Source organism: Brevundimonas sp. 'scallop' (assembly GCF_011045535.1).
Taxonomy (GTDB): Bacteria; Pseudomonadota; Alphaproteobacteria; order Caulobacterales; family Caulobacteraceae; genus Brevundimonas; species Brevundimonas vesicularis.
Genome location: NZ_CP039382.1, coordinates 2,735,422 through 2,753,683, shown reverse-complemented (window position 1 = coordinate 2,753,683; position 18,262 = coordinate 2,735,422). Strand labels below are relative to the sequence as shown.

The window sequence follows — 18,262 nt, the reverse complement described above, 5'->3', positions numbered from 1 at the left end:
TGACGCCGGAAAATGGCCTAGAAGTCGGACTAGACGCGCGATCTCAGCGAAAGGCCGGTGCGCCGATCGCGGCTATTGGACCCTGAATGACCCGGTTGCCCTGGAAGACGATGTGGAAGGCGCTGCGGCGTTCGGCGGCGGCCTTGCCCGCAGCCGGCGCGGTGCTGGGCGTCGCCATGGCGGCGGGGTCCAGCGTGCGGCCCGATATGGATCGGACGGCCGAGGCGGTTTCGCGCATCACCGGCGGCGACCTCGGCGCGGGCGGGCTGGCCGCGATCAAGGGGCGATTGACGCCGTCACAGCTGGCCGTCGCCATGCGGCATGATCCCAACCTTCTGCAGCCGGCTCTCTACGGACTGACGCCGGGCTGGGAGAGCCTGACGCTGGCCGGCAAGCCAGGTCTGGAATCGGGCAAGAGCGGCCTTGAGGCCCAACGTCTGAACGCGGCCATGGCGCCCGCGTCCGGCGCTCTGCGTCCCGCGTTGCCGTTCGTGTTCAAGGGCAGCGCCGAGGATCGCCGCCGCGCCCTGCGCTGCCTGACCCAGGCGGTCTATTATGAGGCGGCGCTTGAGCCGGACAACGGCCAGGCGGGCGTGGCGCAGGTTGTCCTGAACCGCGTGCGCGATCCGAATTACGCCAGCACCGTCTGCGGCGTGGTGTTCGAAGGGGCCGAACGCGTCACGGGCTGTCAGTTCAGCTTCACCTGCGACGGCTCGCTGGGCCAGGCGCCGGTCGGCTGGGCGTGGGAGCGGGCGCGCAAGGTGGCGGAGCGGGCGCTGACCGGCGCCGTGGCTCAGGAAGTCGGGACCGCCACTCACTATCACGCCGACTATGTGCATCCCTGGTGGGCGCCGACGGTGGCCAAGGTGACGCAGATCGGCGCGCACATCTTCTATCGCTGGAAGGGCGTCTATGGCGAAACGGCTGCCTTCCGCAAAACCTACAATGGGCGCGAGCCGGCGATCGACGAGGCGCGTTTCTCGCGTCCGCGCATGACGATCGCCGCCGGCTCTGCAACCGGCGGCGCCGATCCCGACGCTCCGCAGAAAGACGCGCCTCTGAAGACGGTCGAGATCGATGGTCAGCAGCGGGTCGTCGGCGTGGTCAGCCTGGGCGGTCGCCGCCTGCCGACGCGTGATGAAGTCGCCGCCATCAATGCGCGCCTGAATGCTCTCGAGCGGCCCGCATCGGCGACCAAACCTGCCGCCCCGGCGCCCACAGGCGTCACGACGATGGATGTGGAGGAAGTCGGTCGCCCCGCGAACTGACATCCTGCATTGCAACGCTTCGCCACTCCAAGCATTGATGTCGATGGCCGGACCTGACCGGCCCAGCGAGGACGCCTGCTTGACCCACCCCGAAGTCGATTGTCCGAGGTGGGACGAAGCCGACCGTTTGAAGGCCCTGACAAGCTACGGCGTGCTGGACACGACGCCTGAAGGGTCGTTCGATGATCTGGCGTCGCTCGCCGCGCGCATCTGTGAAGCGCCGATGGCCGCCGTCAGTCTGGTCGATTCCCAGCGTCAGTGGTTCAAGGCCGAGGTCGGTCTGGGCGTGCGCGAAACGCCGCGCCCGCTGTCGTTCTGCGCCCACGCGATGCTGGGCGACGACGTCATGGTCATCCCCGACGCGATGCAGGATGACCGCTTCATCGACAATGACCTGGTGACGGGCGCGCCGCACATCCGCTTCTATGCCGGCTATCCGCTGAGGACGCCGGACGGCGTGCCGCTGGGCGCCCTGTGCGTGCTGGACGACACGCCGCGCCCGCAAGGTCTGACCGAGCTTCAGCTGATGGCGCTCAAGACCCTGGCGCAACAGGTGATGACGCAACTGGAGCTGCGTCGCGCCTTGTTGGACCGGGACCTCAGCGACCGCACCGCGCGGTTGGCGATGGAGGCCTCAGCCTATGTCGGGGCCTGGGACTGGGACATTCCTGAGAACCGCGTGATCGCCGACGAACGCTTTGCGCGGATGTATGGCGTGGATCCCGAAGCGGCGCGCGAGGGCGCGGCCATCGAGGTTTTCACCTCCAGCGTCCATCCCGACGACGCCCAACGCGTCACCGACGAGATCGACCGGGCCATGACGGACGACGGCGCCTTCGTCAGCGAATATCGTTTGGGCCAGGGCGATGACGTGCGTTGGATTCTGGCGCGCGGTCAGGTCTATTTCGACGCCGAGGGCGCGCCAATCCGCTTCCCCGGCGTCGCGGTGGACATCACCGAACGCAAGACCATCGAGACGGACCTCGCCGAAACCGCCGTGGCCCTGAGCGAAAGCGAGAGTCGGTTTCGGGTGTTGGCTGACGCCATGCCGCAGATGGTGTGGTCCACCCTGCCGGACGGTTTTCACGACTACTACAATGCGCGCTGGTACGAATTCACGGGCGTGCCCCTGGGCTCGACGGATGGCGAGGGCTGGAACGACATGTTCCATGCCGACGACCGCGAACGGGCGTGGACCGTGTGGCGCAACTCGCTGGAAACCGGCGAGCCCTATGAGATCGAATACCGGCTGAAGCATCACAGCGGCGTCTATCGTTGGACCCTGGGCCGCGCGGTGGCGATCCGCGACGAGGCGGGCGAAATCACCCGCTGGTTCGGCACCCTGACCGACATCGACGAGTTGAAGCGGCTGGAGCAGGGCCGCGAGCTGGTCAGCCAGGAGCTGAGCCACCGGATCAAGAACATCTTCGCCGTCGTCACCGCCCTGGTCGCCCTGTCCGCGCGCCAGTATCCGGAGGCCAAGGCATTTTCGGCCTCGGTGCGCACGCGCATCACCGCCCTGGCCCGCGCGCATGAGTTTGTGCGGCCGCACACCGAGACATCCAAGACCACGATCGGGGCGACAACTCTGCATTCCTTCCTGTCCGACCTGTTCAAGGCCTATGCGGACGAGACGGGTGGGGCGCGCGTCGTCATCCAGGGCGAGGACGCCGTCTTCGACGATCAGGCGGCGACCTCCGTGGCCTTGCTGTTCCACGAACTGGCGACCAACGCCGCCAAATACGGCGCGCTTTCCGAGCGTGGGGGCGTCGTGACGCTCGAAACAGAACGAAAGGAGGATCGCTTCGTCCTGACCTGGTCGGAAACGGGCGGTCCGGTCATCCAGGGCATGCCGCAACGCACAGGCTTCGGTTCGTCTCTAGCCAGCCTCTCGGTCGAGGGACAACTCGGCGGGCGGTTGTCGCGCGAGTGGCGGCCAGAGGGGCTCCAGGTCATCGTGGACCTGCCGGCGACGGCCCTGTCCAGGCGCCGCGCGGCAGGCGGATACTCAAATTAGTCTTCTATTGAAACCTATCCCTCACACTGACGTTACGTACGCTCCCGAGCACTGATTGAACCCATGACTGCGCGTATCCTCATCATCGAAGACGAAGCTCTCGTTGCGATGGAGCTCAGGTTCGTCCTGGAGGACCTCGGCCACGAGGTTCTGGGCGTCGCCGCGACCGCACAGGCCGCGCGCGATCTGGTGCGCGAGAACGACGTCGATCTGGCGCTGGTCGATATCCACCTGTCCGACGGTCCCACAGGAATCAATCTGGGCCGCGAACTGGGTCAGGACATGGGCGTCTCCGTCCTGTTCATGACGGCCAACCCCGGCATGGTGCGCGACGGCGTCGCCGGCACGATCGGCGTCTTGTCCAAGCCGACAGACGAACATGCGGTCCAGACGGCTGTGGATTATGCCCTGCGCCGTCGCCAGGGACAGCCGGTCGACTACGCGCCTCCGGGTCTTCAACTGTTCGGCTGACCGCAGCCGAGGCGGTTGCGGTCGCAATGATGCGGCATATGTCGAGGTCTCCCCAAGAGGAGATCTCCGCATGACCACCCTTTCCAAACGCAAGCTCGGCTCCAGCGACCTGGACATCGCCCCCCTGGTGTTCGGCGGCAACGTCTTCGGCTGGACGGCGGACGAGGCGACCTCATTCGCCCTGCTGGACGCCTTCGTCGAGGCCGGTTTCGACGCCATCGACACCGCCGACGCCTATTCGCGCTGGGTTCCGGGCCACTCCGGCGGCGAAAGCGAGACGATCATCGGCAAGTGGCTGAAGGCGCGCGGCCGGCGCGACGACGTCAAGATCCTGACCAAGGTTGGATCGGATATGGGGCAGGGCCACAACGACCTGTCGCCGGCCTGGATCGAGAAGGCTGTGGAGGCGTCGCTGCGCCGGCTCCAGACCGACTATATCGACCTGTATCAAACTCACTGGCCCGATCCGAAGACACCGCAGGACGAGACGCTGCGCGCACTGGATAAGCTGGTGCAGGCCGGCAAGGTGCGCGCCATCGGCACCTCCAACCATTCGGCCGAACAGGTGTCCGAAGCTCTGGACATCTCGCAGCGCGAAAGTTTGGCCGCCTATGCGACGATCCAGCCGCATTACAACCTCTACAGCCGCGACACCTTCGAGGGCGAACTTCAGGACCTGGCCGTCGAACAGGGCCTGGGCGTCATCACCTATTTCAGTCTGGAGAGCGGCTTCCTGACCGGCAAATACAAGACCGTCGATCAGATCGCCGGGACCAAGCGCGAGGGCATGCTGAAGGACAAGTTCGACGAGCGCGGCGTGCGTATCCTGGCGGTTCTGGACGCCGTGGCCCAGAAGGCCGAGGCCACCTCCGCCCAGGTCGCCCTGGCCTGGCTGCTGGCCCAGCCGGGCGTGACGGCCCCGATTGTCAGCGCCACCTCGACCGAACAGCTGGCCGACACGCTGAAGGCGGCGACACTGACGCTATCGGACGAGGATCTGGCAGAACTGACGGAGGCCTCGGCCTACTGATCGCGCAGGATCGGGGTCACCAGACCCCGATCTTCTCCGCCTCGGCGTGGCTAATGGGGTTGTGGGCCTTGGCGTGGTCCTCTTCGGCAAGGAAGCGGCTGACTTCCAGGGCGGCCATGCAGCCCATGCCGGCGGCGGTGACGGCCTGGCGGTAGACGTCGTCGGTCACGTCGCCGGCGGCCCAGACGCCTTCGATCTCGGTCGAGGCGGTGCCGGGCTTCACCCGCAGATAGCCGCCGGCGTTGGTTTCCAGCTGGCCCTTGAACAGTTCCGACGACGGGGCGTGGCCGATGGCGATGAAGACGCCGTCGGCGGGGATTTCGTGGGTCGAGCCGTCCTGGACGTTCTTGAGCCGGACGCCCGTGACATTCTTGGCCATGCCGTCCACGACGCCGACGATCTCCTCGATCGCCGAGTTCCAGATCACCTCGACCTTGGGGTGGGCGAACAGCCGGTCCTGGAGGATCTTCTCGGCGCGGAATTCGTCACGGCGGTGAACGACCGTGACCTTGGAGGCGAAGTTGGTCAGGAACAGCGCCTCTTCAACGGCGGTGTTGCCGCCGCCGACGACCACGACCTCTTTGCCGCGATAGAAGAAGCCGTCGCAGGTGGCGCAGGCCGAGACGCCGAAGCCCTGATAGGCGGCCTCGCTCTCAAGCCCCAGCCATTTGGCCTGGGCGCCCGTGGAAATGATGAGCGTCTCGGCCAGCATCTCTTCGCCGCTGTCCAGCTTCAGCCGGAACGGGCGTTGCGACAGGTCGGCGGAGACCACGATGTCGTGGATGACCTCGGTCCCGACATGCAGGGCCTGGGCCTGCATCTGCTCCATCAGCCAGGGGCCCTGGATGGTGTCGGCGAAGCCGGGATAGTTCTCGACGTCGGTGGTGATGGTCAGCTGGCCGCCGGGCTGGATGCCGGCGATGACGACGGGGTTCAGCGAGGCGCGAGCGGCGTAGATGGCGGCGGTCCAGCCGGCGGGACCGGAACCGATGATGGCGACGCGAACAGTACGAGCTTGTGTCATGACCCCTATTTAGGCGGTGATTCCCGTTTGCGCGATGCTAGTCTCGCCTAACACGCAGGGGATATGGGGATGACGAACAAGAACGCGGCCTTCCTGCCGATCGGGATCGGCATGGGCTTGTCGATCGGCGTGGCGCTGGGCGTGGCCCTGGACAATGTCGGCCTAGGTCTCGCGCTGGGCACGGCCATCGGATCGGGCTTTGGCGTGGCCTTGATGGGGGCCGCGAACGCCAAGGCCAAGAAGAGCGGCGGGTCGGACGGCGGCGCGGTCATGCCTTCATCGGATACGACGCAGCACAGCGGCTCAGACTGTAGCGGGGACAGCGGCTGTGACGGCGGCGACGGTGGCGGCGACTAGGGAAGGCCACTCCAAATTTTTGGAGTGCACTTTAGTGCAGATTTTTGCGAATCGTTCTTTAGAATTCTGCCGATGACGGTCGCCACTCTGGGGGCTGGCTGCGTCAGGAACGGACGTGAGCCGCTATCGCGTCCGCATCGCTTTCAAGACGGCGCGCGCGGCGCGGTCGGTTTCGGCCAGCGGGTCGTAGGTCCAGCCGTCCAACGCGCCGTCGAACGGGCGGGTGGCGCCGCGCGACTGCAGGTCGTCGTGCAGGCGAGCGAACTTGTCGCCGGATTTCAGCGGGATCATCGGCAGGACGTGGACCGGCTTGCCGGTCGAGGCGGCCTCGGCGGCCATATTGGCGCTGTCCTCGGTGACCAGGATGTGGTCGGCGAAATGCAGAAAGCCGAACAACGGATTTTCGCCTGTCCCGTCCCAGATCCACCCCGGCAGATCCGAAAGGCGAGCGGTCATGACGGCCTTCGCCGCATCGGGCGTGCGGCGTGAGAAGGTCAGCATCAGTGCGCCGCCAGATGCTCGCACGGCGTCCGCGATCTGGTCGGCCAAGTCAGCCGCATGGGCCTCGGTCAGGTCGAAAGCCTTGGACTTGCCGCCGATCAGCACGGCGATGCGCGGATGGGGCAGAGGGGCGATCCGGTCGGCGAAGGCGGGCGCGGCCTCGGCGATCCGCTGCGGCGTGATGCGGTGGGGCGAGCCGGTGATTTCAAAGACATTTTCGCCCGACAGACCGTCATGGGCGGGCGCGACGATCAGGTCGTAGCGGTCATTGGCCCAGCGGGGATCCTGCGTCTGAACGACGAAGGTCTTGCCGCCGCTCCAGGCCTTGACGCGGGTCGACAGCGGCAGGGTCGCACGACCCGTGGCGATCCACAGATCGGGCCAGGGGGCGGTCAGCGGCGCGGACGCCAGCATGGACAGGCTCTTCAACGCCGACGGCAGGCGGTCGAAGATCGGCCGCCAGCGGATGTGTTTGATCGTAACCTCGGCCGGGGTCAGGCGCTGTACGGCCTCGGCGAGACCCAGCGCCTGATTCTCGATGCCGGCGCGGCCGTCGGAGACGACCCAGATGGCCAAAAGATTGGGAGAGAGGGGCTGCGCGGACGCTGCCCCAGCCACCGCTGTTACTTCCACTCGACCTTGAGAATCTCGTAGGCCTTCACGCCGCCGGGGGTGTTGACCTCCACGACGTCGCCGACCTCCTTGGAAATCATGGCGCGCGCGATCGGCGAGGCGATCGAGATCTTGCCCTTCTTCACATCGGCTTCGTGTTCGCCGACGATCTGATAGGTGGCCTCTTCCTCGGTGTCCTCGTCCACCACAGTGACCGTGGCGCCGAACTTGACCTGGCTGCCCGACAGTTTGGACACGTCGATAACCTGGGCGCGGCTGATCTTATCTTCGATCTCGGCGATCTGGCCTTCGATCCAGCCCTGACGCTCCTTGGCGGCATGGTATTCGGCGTTTTCGGACAGATCGCCGTGCTCACGCGCCTCGGAAATGGCGGCGATCACGCTCGGCCTTTCGACCGACTTCAATTGCTTCAGTTGATCGTCGAGGGCACGGTAGCCCTCGCCCGTCATCGGCACTTTTTCCATTTGTGTCGTGATTTTTCTGGTTCGCCCGGAGACTGGAAAGACGCGAGATAAGCACACAAAAGGCCGCGGGGCGGGCGCGGCCGGGCATCAAGACTAGGGTTTCTCGCTCAACAATTCAAGAGCCCAACGCCCGCACCGGTTGACCGCTCAGGCGCGGGCCGGCGGTTCGGGCTTGTGGTCGCGGCGCAGGACGCCCTTTATGAGGCTGTAGGCCAGCCAACCGACGGCGGCGAGGCCAGCGAGCATGAAGACGCCGGAAATCAGGGCGGCTCCTGCCGCCATGAAGGCGAGAACGAAGGCGACGGCCGCAGCCAGTCCGGCGACGATCTGAATGGTTTGAAGGCGCATGAGACCTTAACGCCCTCGACCACGGCGGGTTGCGCCGCCGCGATCACGATCCGATCACGCGTAGCTGTAGGGACCGCCGCGCTCGAGCGCGCGTTGATAGGCAGGCCGCGCATGGATGCGGTTCAAGAAGGCCTTTAGACGAGGTTTGGTTTCGGCATTGAACGCGCGGTCGGCGCCGGCCTCGACTGGAAAGCTCATCATGATGTCGGCGGCGGTGAACTGATCGCCCGCGAACCATTCCGAGCGGCCTAGTTCGTCTTCCCAGAAGCCGACGTGGGTGCGCAGCTGCGGATCGACGAAACTGGTGATCGCCTTGTTGGCGACGCCATTGACGATGGGTTTCAGCAGGGCGGGCGCACGGCGCGGTAGCATGCTGAACACTAGCTTCAGCAGCAGGGGCGGCATGGCCGACCCCTCGGCATAGTGCAGCCAATAGGTGAAACGACGGCCGTCCTCGGTTCCCGCCGCCGAACGCAGCCGGCCCTGACCATAGGTATCAAGCAGATATTCGACGATGGCCCCGGTCTCTGCGACCTTGACCGCGCCGTCCTCGATGACCGGCGACTTGCCCAGCGGGTGGATCGCCAGCAGTTCTGGGGGCGCCAGCCGATTGCTAGCGTTTCGTTCGTAGCGCACGACCTCATAGTCCAGGCCCAACTCTTCGAGCAGCCACAGGACGCGTTGCGAGCGGCTGTCGTTCAGATGGTGGACTTTGATCATGGGTCGGCTCCGGGCGGCGAGGCGTGACTATTCGCAACGCCGCCCGAGAAGTCGAGCGGCGATTGCGGACTCAGCGCGGGCGGCGGCCGCTCCAGCGTCCGCGCGGTTGCGGCGCGACCTTGGGCTTGGCGACTTCGCGGCGGTTGCGCCACACCTCATAGGCCAGGGTCGCCAGGGCCAGTTTGCCGGCGTGACGACCGGCGACGCGACGGCCGCCCTTGGAGAGCAAAAGGCTGCCGATCAGCGGGACGAGTTTGTTCAGACGGGACATGATTGAGTTCCTTTCGTCGTCGCAACGCGCCGTGCGCGATCAGGGTTCGCCCTGCGACGACATGAACTGTCAGGGACCGGCAGAAGGTTTGGCGCGCGCGATGCGCCGAGCGGTGCTAGCGCTAGGGCATGAGCCAATCCCGCATCGCCGCCTTCTTCACCTCCTTGAGCTTTTTCGTCATCGCGGCCCTGGTCGCCGGCGTCGTCGTCGGCGCTCTGGCGCAAGGGTCGCAGGCTGCCTGGCTGACCGGCGCCTTGGGCGTGGTCGAGAGCCTGGGCCAGGTGTGGCTGAACGCCCTGCGCATGACCGTCATTCCCCTGGTGTTCAGCCTGCTGGTGACCGGCATCGTGTCCATCGCCGATGCGGCGGCGACGGGCCGGATCGCGGTGCGGTCGCTGGTGGTGTTCGCGGTGCTGCTGGTCGGGGCGACGATCTATGCGATCCTTGCGGGCCTGGGCCTGCTGGCGGTCTGGCCAATCGATCCCGAGGCGGGGCGTGGCCTGCTGGCGGGCGTCAGCGCCGAATCGCTGGCGACCGTGGGCGAGGCGGCGCGCACCGACGGCCTGCGCGCCTTCCTGGCCAGTCTGGCGCCGGCCAATGTCATCAAGGCGGCGTCCGACGACGGGGTGCTGGCGGTGGTGGTCTTCGCCGTCGCCTTCGGCTTCGCCGCGACGCGGATCAAGGCCGAGCTGCGTCGGCCCCTAGCCGGCTTCTTCGAGGCGGTGGCCGAGACCATGGTGGTCATCGTGCACTGGGTGCTGCTGGCCGCGCCGTTCGGCGTGTTCGCCCTGGCGCTGGGCGTGGGTTTGCGCGCGGGCCTGGGGGTGGCGGGGACGCTGGCCCACTATGTCGCCATCGTCTGCCTCAGCCAGATCGGCCTGATCCTGATCATCTATGTCGTGGCGATCGTGTGGGGTCGGATTTCGCTGGCCCGTTTCGCGCGCGCCGTGGCCCCGGCCCAGGTGGTCGCTGTCTCGACCCAGTCGTCGCTGGCCAGTCTGCCAGTCATGATCGAACGGGCGCGCGACTGGCTGGGCGTGCCCCAGACCTCGGCGGGCCTCGTTCTGCCGCTGGCGGTGGCGGTTTTCCGCATCACCAGCCCCGTCGCAAACCTGGCGGTCTGCCTCTATGTGGCGCAGTTGCACGGGGTGGAGTTGGGGCTCGGCGTGCTGATCGCCGGCGGTCTGACGGCCATCGCCGTTTCCATCGCCTCGGTGGGCCTGCCGGGCCAGGTCAGCTTCTTCGCCGCCATCGGCCCCATCTGTCTGGCCATGGGCCTGCCGCTGGGGGTGCTGCCGCTGCTGCTGGCGGTCGAGGTCATCCCCGACATCTTCCGCACCGTCGGCAATGTCACCGCCGACCTGGCCGCCACGCGGATTGTAGCCGGTGAGGATGGGACGGGCGAAGACGGTCCCGCTACAGAATGACCCAGGCGGCGCCGCCCGCCAGCAGGATCAGGTGGAGCGCGACGACCAGGCCTAACTGCGTCCTGAACGGCTCCTTGCGGGTCTTATGGCGTAAGATGTGCTGACCCATCCAGGCGCCCAGCCCGCCGATCAGGCCGAGCAGCAACAACGTGGATTCTGGAGTCCGCCACAGGCCGGCCTTGGCGCGCCGCTTGTCCCTGGCGAAGGCGAGAAATCCCAGGACTTCGCCGCACAGGATGGCGATCAGGGCGAGGTCGAGATTGGACATCGGCGTGGCTCCGGCGTTCGGCCGCTACAGCCTTGCAGCGTGCGGCCGAAAACCGGAGATTTCGTCAACGTCAGGCGTAGTCCTGGATCGCCCGCACATCCAGGTCGCCAGCCTTGATCGCGCCGATGGCCTGGGCCGCCGCCAAAGCGCCGGCGGTGGTGGTGTAGTAAGGCATTTTCATCATCAGGGCGGTGCGGCGCAGCGAGAAGCTGTCCTGCAACGACTGCTTGCCCGATGTGGTGTTGAAGACCAGTTGGACCTCGCCGTTCTTCATCGCGTCCACGATGTGCGGGCGGCCTTCCAGCACCTTCTTGACCAGCTTCACCTCCAGCCCCTGTTCGACCAGATAGGCGTGGGTGCCGCCGGTGGCCATCAGGCTGAAGCCTTCGGCCAGCAACGTCCGGGCGGCGTCGACGATGAAGGGCTTGTCCTCGTCCTTGACCGAAATGAAGGCGCAGCCCGAGGTCGGCAGGGTGGTTCCGCCGCCGATCTGGGACTTGGCGAAGGCGCGGGCGAAGGCGGGGGCCATGTCGGCCTCTCCCGGCCGCTTGAAATCCAGGCCCATGACCTCGCCGGTCGAGCGCATTTCCGGGCCCAGGACGGTATCCACCCCGGCGAAACGGGCGAACGGGAAGACCGCTTCCTTGACCGCGATATGGTCGTAGGGCTTGTCCGTCAGACCGAACGACTTCAGCGGCACGCCGGCCATGACCTTGGCGGCGATCGAGGCGATGGGCTGACCGATGGTCTTGGCCACGAAGGGGGCGGTGCGACTGGCGCGCGGATTGACCTCAAGCACGAAGATGCGCGGGCTTTCGCTGTGCGGCTCCTCGATGGCGAACTGCACGTTCATCAGGCCGCGCACCTTCAAGGCCTTGGCCATTTCGGTGGTCTGACGCTTCAGCTCGTCCACGATCTCGGGCCGCAACGAGAAGGGCGGCATGGAGCAGGCGCTGTCGCCCGAGTGGACGCCGGCTTCCTCGATATGTTCCAGAACGCCGGCGACGAAGACCGTCTCGTCGTCGCACAGGGCGTCGACGTCCACCTCGGTGGCGCGGTTCAGATAGTGGTCGATCAGGACCGGATCGTCGCCTGACACGCGCATGGCCTCGTGGACATAGCGGTCCAGTTGCTCGCGGTCGTGGACGATCATCATGCCGCGTCCGCCCAGGACGTAGGAGGGGCGCAGGACGACGGGATAGCCGACCTCTTCGGCCTTTTGCGCGGCCTCCTCGGCGGAACGGGCCAGGCCGTTGGGCGGCTGGCGCAGGCCGATGCCTTCCAGCATCTGCTGGAACCGCTCGCGGTCCTCGGCCAGGTCGATGGAGTCGACGCTGGTGCCCAGAACGGGAATGTTGTCCTCTTGCAGGGCGTGAGCCAGCTTCAGCGGGGTCTGCCCCCCGAACTGGACGACGCAGCCGATCAGGTCGCCGTTCGAGCGCTCGACCTCGATCAGCTCCAGCACGTCCTCGGCCGTCAGCGGCTCGAAATACAGGCGGTCGGAGGTGTCGTAGTCGGTCGAGACGGTCTCGGGGTTGCAGTTGACCATGATGCTCTCGACGCCGATCTGGTCGAAGGCAAAGGCCGCGTGGCAGCAGCAGTAGTCGAACTCGATACCTTGGCCGATCCGGTTCGGACCGCCGCCCAGGATGATGGCCTTCTTCTTGTTCGTCGGTTCGGACTCGCACTCGGGGATTTGGCCCAGAGCGCCGGTCTCATAGGTCGAATACATATAGGCGGTGGCGCTGGCGAACTCGGCGGCGCAGGTGTCGATCCGCTTGAACACCGGGCGCACGTGCAGGCCGCGACGAGCGGTCCGGACTGATTTTTCGCTCTGGCCGGTCAGCTGAGCCAGACGGGCGTCGGAGAAGCCCTTGGACTTCAGGCGGCGGAACTCGGTCGGGTCGGTCGGCAGGCCCTTGACCCGCACATGGCCTTCCTCGCGCACGATGTCGGCGATCTGGCGCAGGAACCAGGGTTCGTAGGCGCAGGCGGCGTTGACCTCCTCGACCGTCAGGCCGTGGCGGAAGGCCTGGGCGATGACGCGGATGCGGTCGGGGGTCGGAACGCCCAGGGCGCGCACGACGGCGCCGCGGGCCGTGGCGTCGTCTTCGGCGCCGGCCACCCCTTCGATCTCGATCTCGTCGAAGCCGGACAGGCCGGTTTCAAGCCCGCGAAGCGCCTTCTGCATCGATTCCTGGAAGGTGCGGCCGATGGCCATCACCTCGCCCACCGACTTCATCGAGGTGCCCAGCAGGGGCTCCGAGCCGGGGTATTTCTCAAAGGCGAAGCGCGGGATCTTGGTGACGACATAGTCGATCGACGGCTCGAAGCTGGCCGGCGTCACCTGGGTGATGTCGTTGGTCAGTTCGTCCAGGGTGTAGCCGACCGCCAGACGCGCCGCGACCTTGGCGATGGGGAAGCCGGTGGCCTTGGACGCAAGGGCCGACGAGCGCGACACGCGCGGGTTCATCTCGATCACGACCATGCGGCCGTCGGCGGGATTGATCGCCCACTGGACGTTCGAGCCGCCCGTCTCGACGCCGATCTCGCGCAGCACATTGATCGAGCCCGTCCGCATCCGCTGATATTCCTTGTCGGTCAGCGTCAGGGCAGGGGCGACAGTGATGGAATCGCCGGTGTGGACCCCCATCGGGTCGACGTTCTCGATCGAGCAGATGATGATGCAGTTGTCTGCGGTGTCGCGGACGACCTCCATCTCATATTCCTTCCAGCCCAGGACCGATTCCTCGATCAGGACCTCGGTCGTCGGCGACAGGTCCAGGCCGCGCAGGACGATTTCCTCGAACTCCTCGCGGTTGAAGGCGATACCGCCGCCGGTGCCGGCCAGGGTGAAGGACGGGCGGATGACAGCCGGCAGGCCGACGAACTCCAGCCCCTCCAGCGCTTCTTCCATCGAATGGGCGGCCTTGGAGCGGGGGCTCTCCAGACCCAGCTTATCCATCGCGTCGCGGAACTTCTGGCGGTCCTCGGCCTTGTCGATCACCTCGGCCTTGGCGCCGATCATCTCGACCCCGTGCTTGGCCAGTGCGCCGGATTCATGCAGGGCCAGGGCCGTGTTCAGCGCGGTCTGGCCGCCCATGGTCGGCAGCAGAGCGTCGGGCTTTTCCTTGACGATGATCTTCTCGACCATCTCGGGCGTGATCGGCTCGATATAGGTGGCGTCGGCCACCTCCGGATCGGTCATGATGGTGGCGGGGTTCGAGTTGACCAGGATGACCCGATAGCCTTCCGCCTTCAGGGCCTTGCAGGCCTGAACCCCGGAATAGTCGAACTCGCACGCCTGGCCGATGACGATCGGGCCGGCGCCGATGATGAGGATGGACTTGATGTCTGTGCGCTTGGGCATCGCCAGCTCTTCTTCTTATTGAACGCTAGTGGGTCACGACCGCGCATTCCCAGCCGTCATACTCCAGCTGGAAGGCCGCGGCCCAGGTCTGCATCATGGCCGAGGTCGCGGCAAACGACGCCTCGTCCACCGCCATGGTCGTTTCGAGCACCGTCATATCGTCGGCGCCGCGCGTCAGAAATCCGGCGCGCCGGGCGACCTCGTTCAGGTCGCCGTGGTCGCCCTCGCCATAGAAGTAGAACAACGTATGGCGCGGCGTCACGCCGCTGTCGCCCTGTTCGGCCAGCGCCGCGCGCACCATGGCGTCGCGTTCGTCATGACGGATGTCCGAGGCGTCCAAGGGAGTGCGTCGTCCTTCGTTCTCTACGCGCGCGAGAAGCCCCCCGCAGAGCCTGGCCCTGCGACGCTCACGTCTGCTTGTCGGTTAAGCGGCCCGTTTAGAGAGGGTGGGGCGAGGGGGCAAGATGGAAAGCGGAATTCCGAGTGTTCGGTCCCGGTCCGGATTGGGCAAAAGGAAAGGGGCGACCGTTGCCGGTCGCCCCTCGTTTCAAGATCACAGGCTCTGTGAGTCTTAGAACACCTTGTAGTTCAGGCCGATGAAGAAGCGGCGGCCATAAGGATCGAAGTTCGAATACAGCGTCGTGCCGAGGTACGGCGCTTGTTCCGAATCGAAGGCGTTCACGACGCCGGCGCGCAGCGTCAGATCTTGGTTGACGTTGTAGCGGACGGTGAAGTCGTTGCGCACGAAGTTACCCGTGTCCAGCTGATCGGCCGAACGGCCGTCCGCGTTGTTCACGAAGTCGCGGCGGAAGACGATGTTCTGAGCCGATTGCCAGTCCGCCGTCCAGTTCACGCTCCAGGTTTCGTTGGGGGTCCAGGTCAACGAGGAGGTGAAGCGAACGCGCGGGTATTGCAGCGTGCTGGCCAGTTCATCGAAGTCGCCGGGATCGGCTTCATTCAGGAACTGCTTCTGTTCGATCAGCCACGAGCCGGCGAGCGAGTAATCGAACACACCCCAGTTACGGCCGAAGCTGTCGCTGGTGTCGAGGCGATAACGACCCGTGAAGTCCAGACCGCGGGTTTCCAGCGACGCATAGTTGAACGAACGCTCGATGAAGCCGCCGATCGGATCGCTAGCCGGCGCGCCAATGCCGAACGGAATGTTCGGATTGTTGCGGAAGATCGTCGAGCAGGCATCGACGTTCAGTTCCGCACCATTGACGCAGTTCGCCGCCGCCGTGTCGGCGGTGACAGCCGCGATGACGCGGTCAATCTTGATCTCGTAATAATCGAGCGCAAGGCTGAAGTTTGGCATGAAGCGCGGACGCAGCACCGTCGAGAAGGTGAAGCTGTTCGACTCTTCAGGTTGAAGGTTCGGGTTGCCGCCGGAGACGCCCGAGATGCCCGAAGTGTAGGTCGGGTTGAAGTCGTCGGTATTTTGCGGTGTCGCGCCGGCGAAGTCGAACGTCAGACCTTGCTGCGCGGCCAAGGCCGTGCAGTTCCGGATGCGGTTGGCCTTCGTTTCATTGTCGTTGACCGCGGCGATCGCAGCCGTGGTGCAGGGATCGGTGAACGAGTTGAGGAAGGTCTCGCTGTTCGGGGCGAAGTTCTCGGCCAAGTCGGGAACGCGTACCGAGGTGTTGTAGCTGGTCTTGAAGGTGATGTCCCGGATCGGACGGTAGACCAGGTTCACGCCATAGACGTCGACATTTCCGACCGTCGTATAGTCGGCATAACGATACGAACCGCTGAGTTCGGCATATTCGCCGAGCACGCTGTCGCGGAAGAGCGGAAGCGAGACTTCCGTGAAGACTTCCTTAGACTCATAGCTGGCTTCGGGGAAATCGGGCCCCGAGTTCAGGAACAGCAGGCGCCCGTCGGTGTCGCGGTCACGACCCGTGGCTTCCGTCGTTTCCTTGCGGTACTCACCACCCAGAGCGACGCCGATCGGGCCAGCGCCCCAGAAGTCCCAGAGGCTGCCGGAAACCGACGCGATCGCCTGCTGCTGCTCATTACGCTCGGTGATGCCGATTTCGGCGCCGACATAATCCAGCGCTGCGGCGCTCTGGTTGCCCTTGCCAAACACGTTGAGCGGGGCGCATTGCGCCACCGAGTCACGACCGTATTGCGTGTCACGCAGATCGCCGCCGCGCTGATAGTCTTCCAGAGCTGCGCCCTGCTTCAGCAGCAACTGCGAACGGCAGACGATCTCGCCGGCTCGGCCATTCACAACACCCAGGGTGTCGACAACCGCGTCCGCTGCGAGCGCGAAGCGTTGACCGTCGACCGCGCGTTCACGGTTTTCGATTTCGACCTTGCCGTAGGTATAGCCGATGTCCCAGCTGACGTCCTTGACGAACGAAATCTGGTCATGGTTGCCGCGGAGGCCCAGAACGTAACGCTGCAGTTCACGCGTGTTGTCTTGCGTACGATCCGGCCCGAACAGGGTGTGGCGCGCATTCTGGAGCAAGACGCCCGTTTGCGCCGCGCCCGGGCTGGTCGCGGTCGGCGGCGCGTAGGGCGTGACGACGTTCGTGCGGATCGCATCCTTGATGTTCTGCGGCAGGAAGGCGTTGTCTGACCAACGCAGGTCGAAGTTGTTGACGGCATAGATCGGGTTGACGGCGTTCGCGCCGTAGGAGTTCACCAGATCGATGTCGAAGAAGGTCGGTTGACCCACGTCGAAGGTGTCTTCGGTGACGTACTTCGCTTCGGCGTACGCCTCGATCGAGTCGGTGACCTTGAAGGTGCTTCCGATCTGATAGCGTTGCGATTCCGAGCGCGGAACGCGCGAGCCGGTCGAGAAGTCGGCCGGGTTTTCGCCGTCGCCGCCGATGTTGTACGGACGGTTGATGCCGGTGTTGCCGACCCGTTGGCCGAAGTCGGCCAGGCGCGCGGTTGTGCCGTCATACCAGTACGTCTTGCCTGGCGTCACACCGAAGCAGTTGGCGCTGTAGCTGAAGTTTCCGGCGACATTGCCGTCCGGGAAGCAGTTTGCGTACGGGACGTTCGGGTTCGTCAGGTCGCTCGGCTGCTGCACATTGGCGAGCGTGGTCTGACCCCAGCGCGGGATGTCGAGGCGACGGACGCCCGTGAACAGGAAGGCGTCCTGACGGCCGTCGAAGGGCGCCGAGGTCGGGTCGGCGTCGACGCCAATGCGGACCGGCGCGCGACGGATCCAGTCGATGTCCATCGACGTGACTTCGTCGACCTTCTCATACTCGGCATGAGCGTAAACGTTCAGGCGATTGTCGAAAAAGTTCTTGCCGATCAGCGCCGAGACACGCTGATTGGCTTCGCCGTCCTGGTTGATCTGGCCGTAGTTGGCGTCGATCTCCAGACCTTCGAAGTCCTTGCGCAGGATGAAGTTCAGAACGCCAGAGACGGCATCCGCGCCGTACACCGACGACGCGCCGCCCGTGACGATTTCGATGTTCTGGATCAGCAGGCGCGGAATGGTGTCGATATCCACCGAAAGCGAACCGCCCGACGAACCGACGTGGCGGCGACCGTCGACCAAGGTCAGCGTGCGGTTGGAGCCCAGCGAACGCAGGTTCGGCAGCGACAGGCCGCCGTCACCCAGGTTGGAGCCCGTCGTATCCGACGGAACGACCGAGTTCGACAGTGCCGGAATGGTAGACAGGTAATCGATGACCGTGGTCTGGCCGGTCGACAGCAGCTCGTCGCGCGACACCTGGATCAGGGGGGTGGGGGCGTTGGTGGCGTCGCGACGGATACGCGACCCGGTCACCACGATTTCACCAAGCTCGGCGGCTTGTTGGCTATCAGCAACGGGGGCGGTGCTGATGGGCTGATCTGCAGTCTGGGCGAAGGCGCTAGAGGCCGCCAAGGCACCCGCAAGGACCGTCGAAGTCAGAAGGAAGTTGCGCATTTACTCTCCAATGATCGCAGCAGGGGGGATCAGGAGTGCTAGTAGAGCCGTCGCTGAACTGCCGCAGGCGTGCCACAGACCGGACACATCCACAGGGGTCAAGCGTCGCCTTTTACTTTCATGTCAATATAACGTCGGTATTGCGATAATGTGGTCTCAATGCAACGCCTTGTTTGCCGCATTGATTTTCAGTCATATCCC

General features: G+C 65.4%; 16 protein-coding genes. 6 read left to right on the top strand and 10 right to left on the bottom strand.

Annotation, left to right across the window (positions count from 1 at the left end):
* Positions 1-86: 86 nt before the first annotated feature.
* From E4341_RS13745 to E4341_RS13730, 4 genes are all read left to right on the top strand, one after another.
* The gene (locus E4341_RS13745) at positions 87-1,268 is read left to right on the top strand and encodes a cell wall hydrolase (protein ID WP_165118029.1); all 1,182 of its coding nucleotides are present in this window, start codon (positions 87-89) and stop codon (positions 1,266-1,268) included.
* Positions 1,269-1,347: 79 nt separating this feature from the next.
* Positions 1,348-3,285 (top strand): PAS domain-containing protein, encoded by a 1,938-nt coding sequence (locus E4341_RS13740; protein WP_240893573.1) that lies wholly within the window; start codon positions 1,348-1,350, stop codon positions 3,283-3,285.
* A 63-nt stretch (positions 3,286-3,348) separates the two neighbouring features.
* Positions 3,349-3,756 carry a response regulator gene (locus tag E4341_RS13735; protein ID WP_055752929.1) on the top strand — a complete coding sequence of 136 codons (408 nt, stop codon included), beginning with the start codon at positions 3,349-3,351 and terminating at the stop codon, positions 3,754-3,756.
* 70 nt (positions 3,757-3,826) lie between these two features.
* The gene (locus E4341_RS13730) at positions 3,827-4,786 is read left to right on the top strand and encodes an aldo/keto reductase (protein ID WP_165118025.1); all 960 of its coding nucleotides are present in this window, start codon (positions 3,827-3,829) and stop codon (positions 4,784-4,786) included.
* A 16-nt stretch (positions 4,787-4,802) separates the two neighbouring features.
* Here the strand turns inward: E4341_RS13730 and trxB are convergent, their stop codons facing one another.
* Complete coding sequence (gene trxB / locus E4341_RS13725; protein ID WP_055806057.1) at positions 4,803-5,810, bottom strand: thioredoxin-disulfide reductase; 1,008 nt, start codon at positions 5,808-5,810, stop codon at positions 4,803-4,805.
* Positions 5,811-5,879: 69 nt separating this feature from the next.
* On the opposite strand from trxB, the gene E4341_RS13720 reads away from it, so the two are divergent.
* A complete protein-coding gene (locus E4341_RS13720; protein ID WP_205751306.1) occupies positions 5,880-6,167 on the top strand; it encodes a hypothetical protein in 288 nt (95 codons plus the stop codon).
* Positions 6,168-6,290: 123 nt separating this feature from the next.
* Here E4341_RS13720 and E4341_RS13715 read toward each other — a convergent pair whose 3' ends face one another.
* The 5 genes from E4341_RS13715 to E4341_RS13695 all read right to left on the bottom strand — a co-directional run bounded on the left by E4341_RS13715 (position 6,291) and on the right by E4341_RS13695 (position 9,104).
* Positions 6,291-7,286 carry a mitochondrial fission ELM1 family protein gene (locus E4341_RS13715; RefSeq protein WP_165118021.1) on the bottom strand — a complete coding sequence of 332 codons (996 nt, stop codon included), beginning with the start codon at positions 7,284-7,286 and terminating at the stop codon, positions 6,291-6,293.
* 5 nt (positions 7,287-7,291) lie between these two features.
* Positions 7,292-7,765, bottom strand: a complete 474-nt coding sequence (gene greA / locus E4341_RS13710; RefSeq protein WP_055752933.1) for a transcription elongation factor GreA — start codon at positions 7,763-7,765, stop codon at positions 7,292-7,294.
* A 147-nt stretch (positions 7,766-7,912) separates the two neighbouring features.
* Positions 7,913-8,113: a hypothetical protein gene (locus tag E4341_RS13705; RefSeq protein WP_055752934.1), complete on the bottom strand. Its 201-nt coding sequence runs from the start codon at positions 8,111-8,113 to the stop codon at positions 7,913-7,915.
* 54 nt (positions 8,114-8,167) lie between these two features.
* Positions 8,168-8,833: a glutathione S-transferase family protein gene (locus E4341_RS13700; RefSeq protein ID WP_165118019.1), complete on the bottom strand. Its 666-nt coding sequence runs from the start codon at positions 8,831-8,833 to the stop codon at positions 8,168-8,170.
* Between the two features lie 70 nt (positions 8,834-8,903).
* A complete protein-coding gene (locus E4341_RS13695; RefSeq protein ID WP_165118017.1) occupies positions 8,904-9,104 on the bottom strand; it encodes a cysteine protease in 201 nt (66 codons plus the stop codon).
* Positions 9,105-9,232: 128 nt separating this feature from the next.
* On the opposite strand from E4341_RS13695, the gene E4341_RS13690 reads away from it, so the two are divergent.
* A complete protein-coding gene (locus tag E4341_RS13690) occupies positions 9,233-10,531 on the top strand; it encodes a dicarboxylate/amino acid:cation symporter (protein WP_165118015.1) in 1,299 nt (432 codons plus the stop codon).
* Here E4341_RS13690 and E4341_RS13685 read toward each other — a convergent pair.
* The 4 genes from E4341_RS13685 to E4341_RS13670 form a co-directional block, all read right to left on the bottom strand.
* A complete protein-coding gene (locus tag E4341_RS13685; RefSeq protein ID WP_165118013.1) occupies positions 10,521-10,799 on the bottom strand; it encodes a DUF1294 domain-containing protein in 279 nt (92 codons plus the stop codon). The genes E4341_RS13690 and E4341_RS13685 overlap by 11 nt on opposite strands.
* A gap of 70 nt (positions 10,800-10,869) precedes the next feature.
* A complete protein-coding gene (carB, locus tag E4341_RS13680; protein WP_165118011.1) occupies positions 10,870-14,169 on the bottom strand; it encodes a carbamoyl-phosphate synthase large subunit in 3,300 nt (1,099 codons plus the stop codon).
* Between the two features lie 25 nt (positions 14,170-14,194).
* Entirely contained in the window at positions 14,195-14,509 is a 315-nt protein-coding gene (locus tag E4341_RS13675; protein WP_038293704.1) for a ribonuclease E inhibitor RraB, read from the bottom strand.
* A gap of 231 nt (positions 14,510-14,740) precedes the next feature.
* Complete coding sequence (locus E4341_RS13670) at positions 14,741-18,061, bottom strand: TonB-dependent receptor domain-containing protein (RefSeq protein ID WP_165118009.1); 3,321 nt, start codon at positions 18,059-18,061, stop codon at positions 14,741-14,743.
* Positions 18,062-18,262 lie beyond the last annotated feature (201 nt).